Origin of the sequence: Streptomyces sp. XM83C, from assembly GCF_023072675.1 — a bacterium.
GTDB lineage: Bacteria > Actinomycetota > Actinomycetes > Streptomycetales > Streptomycetaceae > Streptomyces > Streptomyces thermocoprophilus.
In genome coordinates, this window is sequence record NZ_JALLGL010000282.1 from 1 (window position 1) to 8,122 (window position 8,122).

At 70.3% G+C, this 8,122-nt stretch carries 8 protein-coding genes; 6 read left to right on the forward strand and 2 right to left on the reverse strand.

What is annotated here, in order from left to right; translation table 11 throughout:
• Positions 1-45 precede the first annotated feature (45 nt).
• The 4 genes from MTQ10_RS24615 (at position 46) to purM (ending at position 4,037) form a co-directional block, all read left to right on the forward strand.
• Positions 46-846, forward strand: coding sequence for a maleylpyruvate isomerase family mycothiol-dependent enzyme (locus tag MTQ10_RS24615; RefSeq protein ID WP_247472347.1), 801 nt, complete (start codon positions 46-48; stop codon positions 844-846).
• A gap of 35 nt (positions 847-881) precedes the next feature.
• Positions 882-1,337: an META domain-containing protein gene (locus MTQ10_RS24620; RefSeq protein ID WP_247472348.1), complete on the forward strand. Its 456-nt coding sequence runs from the start codon at positions 882-884 to the stop codon at positions 1,335-1,337.
• 61 nt (positions 1,338-1,398) lie between these two features.
• The gene (gene purF / locus MTQ10_RS24625; protein WP_247472349.1) at positions 1,399-2,928 is read left to right on the forward strand and encodes an amidophosphoribosyltransferase; all 1,530 of its coding nucleotides are present in this window, start codon (positions 1,399-1,401) and stop codon (positions 2,926-2,928) included.
• 44 nt (positions 2,929-2,972) lie between these two features.
• Positions 2,973-4,037, forward strand: a complete 1,065-nt coding sequence (gene purM / locus MTQ10_RS24630) for a phosphoribosylformylglycinamidine cyclo-ligase (RefSeq protein ID WP_247472350.1) — start codon at positions 2,973-2,975, stop codon at positions 4,035-4,037.
• Between the two features lie 132 nt (positions 4,038-4,169).
• On the opposite strand, the gene MTQ10_RS24635 is transcribed toward purM, so the two are convergent.
• Both MTQ10_RS24635 and MTQ10_RS24640 read right to left on the reverse strand, forming a co-directional pair.
• Complete coding sequence (locus tag MTQ10_RS24635) at positions 4,170-4,421, reverse strand: DUF3073 domain-containing protein (RefSeq protein WP_247472351.1); 252 nt, start codon at positions 4,419-4,421, stop codon at positions 4,170-4,172.
• 279 nt (positions 4,422-4,700) lie between these two features.
• On the reverse strand, positions 4,701-5,804 hold the full coding sequence (locus tag MTQ10_RS24640) for a Leu/Phe/Val dehydrogenase (protein WP_247472352.1): 1,104 nt from the start codon (positions 5,802-5,804) through the stop codon (positions 4,701-4,703).
• Between the two features lie 223 nt (positions 5,805-6,027).
• Here MTQ10_RS24640 and MTQ10_RS24645 point away from each other — a divergent pair, with 223 nt between their 5' ends.
• Together MTQ10_RS24645 and bldC are read left to right on the forward strand one after the other, a co-directional pair.
• Positions 6,028-6,870, forward strand: coding sequence for a hypothetical protein (locus MTQ10_RS24645; RefSeq protein WP_247472353.1), 843 nt, complete (start codon positions 6,028-6,030; stop codon positions 6,868-6,870).
• Positions 6,871-7,476: 606 nt separating this feature from the next.
• Positions 7,477-7,683 carry a developmental transcriptional regulator BldC gene (bldC, locus tag MTQ10_RS24650; RefSeq protein ID WP_016905998.1) on the forward strand — a complete coding sequence of 69 codons (207 nt, stop codon included), beginning with the start codon at positions 7,477-7,479 and terminating at the stop codon, positions 7,681-7,683.
• The last annotated feature ends 439 nt before the right edge of the window (positions 7,684-8,122 follow it).

An 8,122-nucleotide genomic window follows, 5' to 3' on the forward strand; every position in this document is an offset into this window, starting at 1 on the left:
CCCGCCCCCCTTCCGGACCCCCCGTCAGGTCATAGGCTCGTTCGCATGCCCCCGGCGAAGAAGAAGCGCACCCGCACCTACGACCCCGTCAAGATCCGCACTGCCGTCGAGACCCAGTTCGGGCATGTCCGGGCGGCCGTCGCCGGGCTGACGGACGAGCAGCTCGCCCTGCCCACCCGGCTCGGGGAGTGGACCGTACGGGAACTGGCCGTGCACCTGGCGATGACCGTCGCCGCCGTGAGCCGTGCCCTGGAACGGGAGGCGCCCGCCTCCGCGACCCTCACCGTGCTCGACTACACGTCCGTGACCGCCCCGTTCGCCGACGCCATCGCCACGGGCACCCGCGAGAAGGCCGCCGCCCACCCCGACCTCGACGCCCTCTACGCGCACACCGCGAAGGAACTCGCCGACGGTCTCGCCGGGACCCTGCCCGCCCGCCTCGTGGACATCCGCGCCGGCGGTATGGCCCTCACCGACTTCCTGGTCACCCGGACCGTCGAACTCGTCGTCCACACCGACGACCTGAACGCCGCCGTGCCCGGCCTCGAGGTGCCGTACGACCGTCAGGCCCTGGCCGCCTGCACCCGGCTCCTCGCCGACACGCTCGCCGTGAAGGCGCCGGGCGGCGCCACCGAGGTGCGGATCCCGCCGTACGCCGTCGTGCAGTGCGTGGAAGGCCCCCGGCACACCCGCGGCACCCCGCCGAACGTCGTCGAGACCGACCCGCTGACCTGGATCCGCCTCGCCACCGGCCGACTGGCCTGGGCGGACGCCCTCGGCGAGGCGAAGGTCAGCGCCAGTGGCGAACGGGCCGACCTGAGCACGCTGCTGCCCCTGATGACCTGACGGAACCCGCGGCTCCACGAGCCCGTCCAAGCGCCATGGACAGGCAACGGCACCCCCGAAGGCCCCTCGCCGCCGCGGTGCTCGTCCCGCTCCTCGCGGCCTGCGCGGACGTGCGCGCCGGACCTGCCGGAAGCGACACCGTCGGTCCCGAACCGCAGCTCGCCGGCACCGACTGGCGCATCACGCGCCTCTCCACCCCCGACCGCACCGAGCGCCCCGGCAGCACCACGCACCTCCGCATCGACCGCGAGGCGGGCACCGTCGCCGGACGGCTCGGCTGCAACCGTTTCGCCGCCGCCACCGTGAGCGACGGACATATCACCCTCGGGTCGCCCACCACGACCCGAATGATGTGCGACGCCTCACTCATGCGCACCGAGCGGATGCTGCTCGACGTCTTCGAGAGCGCGCCCAAATACCGCATCCGGCCCGGCACCCTCACGCTGACCTGCGCAAACGGAACGATCATCGAAGCCGTGCCGTGGCAGTGATCCTTTACCGGCCGCCGTCCCCAATTCGGACCAGTGGTCGATCTCGCCTACACTCGGTGGCGTGCCACGTGGTGACGGACGACTCAACCACGACCTGCTCCCCGGTGAGAAAGGCCCCCAGGACGCGTGTGGCGTCTTCGGTGTCTGGGCTCCGGGCGAAGAGGTCGCCAAGCTCACGTACTTCGGGCTCTACGCCCTCCAGCATCGGGGCCAGGAATCCGCGGGAATCGCGGTCAGCAACGGCTCCCAGATCCTCGTCTTCAAGGACATGGGCCTGGTCTCCCAGGTCTTCGACGAGACCTCCCTCGGCTCCCTCCAGGGCCACATCGCGGTAGGACACGCCCGGTACTCCACCACCGGCGCCTCCGTGTGGGAGAACGCCCAGCCGACGTTCCGCGCCACCGCGCACGGCTCCATCGCGCTCGGCCACAACGGCAACCTGGTCAACACGGCCAAGCTCGCCGAGATGGTCGCGGAACTCCCCGACGAGAACCACAGCCGCAACGGCCGTGTCGCGGCCACCAACGACACCGACCTGCTCACGGCCCTGCTGGCCGCCCAGGTCGACGAGGACGGCAAGCCGCTGACCGTGGAAGACGCCGCGCACGCGGTCCTGCCGCAGGTCCGGGGCGCCTTCAGCCTCGTCTTCATGGACGAGCAGACCCTGTATGCCGCCCGTGACCCGCAGGGCATCCGCCCGCTGGTCCTCGGTCGCCTGGAGCGCGGCTGGGTCGTCGCCTCCGAGTCCGCCGCCCTCGACATCGTCGGCGCCTCCTACGTCCGCGAGATCGAGCCGGGCGAGTTCGTCGCCATCGACGAGAACGGCCTGCGCACCTCCCGCTTCGCGGAAGCGAAGCCCAAGGGCTGTGTCTTCGAGTACGTGTACCTGGCCCGCCCCGACACCGACATCGCCGGCCGGAACGTGTACCTCTCCCGCGTGGAGATGGGCCGCCGCCTCGCCAAGGAATCCCCCGTCGAGGCCGACCTGGTCATACCGACCCCGGAATCCGGCACCCCCGCCGCCATCGGCTACGCGGAGGCCTCCGGCATCCCCTTCGGAGCCGGCCTGGTCAAGAACGCGTACGTGGGCCGTACGTTCATCCAGCCCTCGCAGACCATCCGCCAGCTGGGCATCCGCCTGAAGCTGAACCCGCTGAAGGAAGTCATCAAGGGCAAGCGGCTGGTCGTCGTCGACGACTCCATCGTCCGCGGCAACACCCAGCGCGCCCTGGTCCGCATGCTGCGCGAGGCGGGCGCCGCCGAGGTCCACATCCGGATCTCCTCCCCGCCCGTGAAGTGGCCCTGCTTCTTCGGCATCGACTTCGCCACCCGCGCCGAGCTGATCGCCAACGGCATGACCATCGAGGAGATCGGCACCTCGCTCGGCGCCGACTCCCTGGCGTACATCTCCATCGACGGCATGATCGAGGCGACCACCATCGCCAAGCCGAACCTGTGCCGCGCCTGCTTCGACGGCGAGTACCCGATGGAGCTGCCCGACCCGGAGCTCCTCGGCAAGCAGCTGCTGGAGACCGAGCTGGCCGCCGGCCCGGCCGCCACGGCCGCCGCCGACGCGATCCGGCGCCCCTAGCCGGCCCCGCACACCTGCCGTACGACACGAAAGTTCTCCTAGCCATGTCTGAGACCACTGGTGCCAGCTACGCAGCCGCGGGCGTCGACATCGAGGCGGGCGACCGCGCCGTCGAACTGATGAAGGAGTGGGTGAAGAAGACGCAGCGCCCCGAGGTCCTCGGCGGCCTCGGCGGTTTCGCCGGCCTCTTCGACGCCTCCGCCCTGAAGAACTACGAGCGGCCCCTGCTCGCCTCCGCGACCGACGGAGTCGGCACCAAGGTCGACATCGCCCGCCGGATGGGCGTGTACGACACCATCGGCCACGACCTGGTCGCCATGGTCATGGACGACATCGTGGTGTGCGGCGCCGAACCGCTGTTCATGACCGACTACATCTGCGTCGGCAAGGTCCACCCCGAGCGGGTCGCGGCCGTCGTCAAGGGCATCGCCGAAGGCTGCGTTCTGGCCGGATGCGCCCTCGTCGGCGGTGAGACGGCCGAACACCCCGGCCTGCTCGGCCCGGACGACTTCGACGTCGCCGGTGCCGGTACGGGCGTCGTGGAGGCCGACCGGCTGCTCGGCGCGGACCGCATCCGCGAGGGCGACACCGTCGTCGCGATGGCGTCGTCCGGTCTTCACTCCAACGGGTACTCCCTGGTCCGGCACGTCCTGCTGAACCAGGCCGGTCTCGCCCTCGACGCGCACATCGACGAGCTGGGCCGCACCCTCGGCGAGGAACTGCTGGAACCCACGAAGATCTACTCGCTGGACTGCCTCGCGCTCACCCGGACGGCGGACGTGCACGCGTTCAGCCACATCACCGGCGGTGGCCTCGCCGCCAACCTGGCCCGTGTCATCCCCGACGGACTGCACGCCGTGGTCGACCGCTCCACCTGGACCCCCGCCCCGGTCTTCGACCTCGTCGGCCGCACCGGCGACGTGGAGCGGCTGGAGCTGGAGAAGACCCTCAACATGGGCGTCGGCATGATCGCGATCGTCCCCGGCGAGTCCGTGGACGTGGCGCTCGCCACACTCGAGGACCGCGGTGTGGACGCCTGGGTCGCCGGTGAGATCACCGTCCGCGGCGAGCACACCACCGGTGCGGAACTGGTCGGCGACTACGCGTGACCCGTACGCCCACGGCAGGACCGCAAGCCCCACGGCGGAAGGTCCCGGGGACCGGGGGCCGTGCGGGCAGCACGAAACCCGGTCCGGTGGTGAACCGGACCGGGTGAAGACTCGGCTAAGCCGCTGCAGGCATCACGCGCCGCGACGGTGACGGGACGAATCCTCGTCCTCGTCCTCGTCGTCGTCCTCGTCATAGAGGTCGGCGTACCGTGCGTACAGGTCGTCGTCGTGCTCATCGTCCTCGAAGCGGTCGCCGTTCGGCGACTGGTTCGACGTCGATGCGCCCAGCTCCTCGGCCAGGCGTGCGAGGTCCGTCCCACCGCTGTTGTACTTCAGCTGGCGGGCGACCTTCGTCTGCTTGGCCTTGGCCCGGCCGCGCCCCATGGCTCGACCCCCTCAACGACGGGGCTCGACGGCCCCAGGTTGACACGCGTTCATGATCTAGAACGGTCTCTCCATAGAGAGCCCGTCCGTAGGGCTTCCACGGTACCTGAGCCCGCGCCCATACGGTACGTCGCCCGCAGGAGCCGCGTGTGCACAGGACCCGCGAGGCGCCCCGTCCTCGCTGGTCACCGGCGATTTTAACCACTTATCCGCGGACGACCCGCCGGTCGAAGTGAGAGTTCTCTCCAAGTGGGGACCGGCGGGTACCGCTGCGAAGGGTCAGCGAGCGCGTCCCGCGGCGGCGTCCGCCATGCGCTGCTCGGCGATCCGGTCGGCCGCGGCGGCCGGCGGAATACCGTCCTCCTTCGCACGTGCGAAGATTGCAAGGGTGGTGTCGTAGATCTTCGCCGCCTTCGCCTTGCACCGGTCGAAGTCGAACCCGTGCAGCTCGTCGGCGACCTGGATGACACCGCCCGCGTTCACCACATAGTCCGGCGCGTAGAGGATGCCGCGGTCGGCGAGATCCTTCTCCACGCCCGGGTGGGCGAGCTGGTTGTTGGCCGCGCCGCACACCACCTTCGCCGTCAGCACCGGCACGGTGTCGTCGTTCAGCGCGCCGCCCAGCGCACACGGCGCGTAGACGTCCAGTCCCTCGACGCGGATCAGCGTCTCGGTGTCGGCGACCGCGGTCACGCCCTCGGGGTGCCGGTCGAGGATGCGCCGGACGGCGTCCTCGCGCACATCGGTGATGACGACCTCGGCGCCTTCGGCCCGCAGGTGCTCCACCAGGTGGTGGCCGACCTTGCCGACCCCGGCGATGCCGACCTTGCGGCCGCGCAGCGACGGGTCGCCCCACAGGTGCTGCGCGGAGGCGCGCATGCCCTGGTAGACACCGAAAGCGGTGAGGACGGAGGAGTCGCCGGCGCCGCCGTTCTCCGGGGAGCGGCCGGTGGTCCAGCGGCACTCGCGGGCCACGACGTCCATGTCGGCGACGTACGTGCCGACGTCGCAGGCGGTGACGTACCGGCCGCCGAGCGAGGCGACCATACGGCCGTAGGCGAGGAGCAGCTCCTCGGTCTTGTCGCGCTCCGGGTCGCCGATGATCACGGCCTTGCCGCCGCCGTGGTCGAGCCCGGCCATGGCGTTCTTGTACGACATGCCGCGTGCGAGGTTCAGCGCGTCGGCGACGGCCTCGGCCTCGGTGGCGTAGGGGTAGAAGCGCGTACCGCCGAGGGCGGGGCCGAGGGCGGTGGAGTGGATGGCGATGACGGCCTTCAGGCCGCTCGCCCGGTCCTGGCAGAGAACGACCTGCTCATGACCCCCCTGCTCGGAACGGAACAGGGTGTGCAGGACATCAGCAGATGCGCCGGTCACGTCGGTCACTGTGGTGACTCCTGAGTACTAAGCGGCGAGTGGGGAGCAGTGCCCGTACGGGTGGCGGGACTGCGTGGCACGAGAGTAGACCGTGCCCCGCCCCTGTACCGAGCAGTGCCGGGGATCATCTTCGTCCGGGCGACGGGCGTGCGACGATTTGCTGGGATTTCCCGCCCGTCGGGGGGCGGGGTCGTGCAGGTTTCCCCGCCGGCCGGCGGGGGAGGGAGCAGGCGTGCCCAAGGTGTCCTCGGTGATCGTTCCGTACGCGGCCTATCTGCGGGTGTACGAGCCGCTCGTCGCTTTCGCCGAACCCGAGCGCAGCCATTGGGCGCGCTATGCCCGCCGTCGTGATCTGCCGTCCTACCAGGACGAGCTGCGCCGTTCGCTCGCCGATCTGCTGCCCGTGCCGCCGGTGCCGGTCCCGGTGCACGAGAGCGGGGACGCGTTCGTGCTGGAGGCGGACGGTGTGGTGTGCGTGTGCCCGTGGCGGACGCGGCTGCGGGGCTGGCAGGCGCTGGGGGAGCTGGGGCGGGAGCTGCCGCGGCCGGTGCTGGACGCCGTACTGCCGGAGGTGGTGCGCCGGCAGACGGCGCAGGACTACGAGCGCTGGCGGGAGCGCAACCCGGATGCGCGGCCGTGGATCAGGACGGCGACCTGGCAGGTGCCGCTGAACTGGTTCGTGCTGGTCTCCGACGCGGAGCGGCGTTACGACGAGGGCCGCGGCGAGGTGCCGCCGATGCTGCGCTACCGCACGCCGATGGTGCAGGCGCGGCGCCGGGTGGCGCGGGCGCTGCGGACGCTGCGGGAGACGGTCGACGAGGGGCCGCTGATCGACGGGCTGGTGGACGTGGGTCGCTGGCTGGAGGAGTTCCACCCGCGGTCGGTGGTGGAGCTGGACTACGGCGGTCTGGTGCACGCCCTGCCGGCCGAGGACCTGGAGGGCGATCACTCGGCCGCGGATGTGGCCGAGGGCATCGAGGCGCTGCGGCACGGCGACGGGGCGGCAGCCGGTGAGGCGTACGGGCGGCTGGTGGAGCGCTGGCGCGCGGTGCGGGACCTGCGTTCGGCGAACTGACGCCCCGGCAGACCCTCGTCGGGGTGGTGGACGGCGGTGCGGGGGTGTCGCGGGGGCCTGTGGGGTCGGGCGAGGGCGCTGCGGCGGGTGATGTACGTCACGGCCGTTTTCGCTCGTAAGCGCGTACGGTCTACCGGACTTCGAGGAGTTGATGGGACGTAGGTTCCGTTCCGGGCGATTGCGTCAAGCGTGACAGACCGCACGTACGGGCACCTTGCATCTCTTGCCCCTCCTCGTGCCAAAATAGGACAAGGAGTCCGGGGAGGGCTCTGTCCGCCCAACATTGCTCCGCTGTGGGCGGAATCTCAGCATTGCACGCTTTGGGGGGTCTGGTGACTCCTGATCGCCCTGTGACTGATCGTCACAGTGGCGTGACTGTCCGCTATGGCATGGTCCATCGGCTTCCGTCGCTGATGAACACCTGGGAGGGCAATTCCATCGGTTTGGCCGACGCGGCTGGACAGATGGTGTAGTTGTAGTGCCGAGGACAAGCCGTTCGTCCTATAACCGACTCGACTCGCGTCCGCCATTTCGGGCAACGCGGGTCAAGGTGCAGAATTTAGAGGAAAGAACCGAGAAGGTTCGGTTCTCCCGAGGAGGCCGCTCATGACCGCTCGCACCCCTGAAGCCGAGCCGCTGCTGACCCCGGCTGAGGTCGCCAGCATGTTCCGCGTCGACCCCAAGACGGTCACGCGGTGGGCGAAGGCCGGGAAGCTCACGTCGATCCGCACGCTCGGTGGCCACCGCCGCTACCGCGAGGCCGAGGTCCGCGCCCTGCTCGCGGGCATTCCGCAGCAGCGCAGCGAGGCCTGACAACTGAACACACGGGTCCCCGGTAGGTCCCCCAACCTGCCGTGACGGCCCGAAACCACAGCTCCAAGCGACGCGGGGACTGCCCCAACAGGCCCCACGCCCACACAGCGACACAGGGTGCGTCGTCGATCGCGCTGGACTCCGCCGGGTCCAGCGCGATCTTTTTTGTGCGCCCGAGGAGGCTGCTCACGGGCCGCTGTGCGCGGCCTTGTCGGAGTCTGAGGAACGGGCCCGAGGGGGGTGCAATTGCACATATTAAATCGACCAGTTGTAGGAACCCTGTAAGAACCCCGCTTTCAAAAACTCATGCGGTGACTCCCGTCACATGCCAGAGTCCTTGTTGCGGCGGTTCGGGGTGCGCTATTGAGCCCGGCCGCGGACGGGGCCGTCCGACGGCGACGGGGCGGGCGGTGCCGACGGTGCCGGCCGGGGTGGAGTC